Source organism: Arsenicicoccus sp. UBA2120, assembly GCF_002330965.1.
Taxonomy (GTDB): Bacteria; Actinomycetota; Actinomycetes; order Actinomycetales; family Dermatophilaceae; genus Arsenicicoccus; species Arsenicicoccus bolidensis.
Window position 1 is genome coordinate 26,809 of the sequence record NZ_DCYC01000110.1, and the last position, 487, is coordinate 27,295.

Here is a 487-nt window from a genome sequence, read left to right on the forward strand (position 1 = left end):
GGGGGGGCTGGGGGGCCCTGCCCCGCCACAGGTACGCGCCGAAGATGGCGAACAGGATGACCGTGTCGATGATCGTGAGGCTCGAGCGCAGCGGCAGCGTCAACGCGTAAGCGGTGGCGACGGCGAGATAGGCGAGCTCGACCACCTGAGTGCGCTGCAGCCGCACCGCACTACGCGCCTCCCCGCCCTCACCGTCAGGGCCCATTCCAGCCTCGGAACCTGACCCGTGGGCTTCGGTGGTGCCGCCGACCTCCGGTTGGCGCGCGCCCGGCACGGGCTGGCCGGAGCGGCGGGCACGGCGGGCCGCCGTGATCGCCACCAATGCCACCACGGACCAGCCGACACCGATGAGCAGCCGGTTCGCCCCCGTCATGTTCGCCAGCGCAAGTGGCGCATAGGTGGCCGGGTCCTGGCCGGCCAGCCAGGCGAAGACGACGTCGACTGCGTACTCGGGTAGGACCGCGATGAGCGCCAGCAACGCCAGCGC

The 487-nt window shown here is 72.1% G+C and carries 1 pseudogene; it reads right to left on the reverse strand.

Going from position 1 to position 487, the window contains the following annotated elements:
• Positions 1–487: pseudogene (locus tag B2P18_RS18650) on the reverse strand (hypothetical protein); the annotation flags it as partial.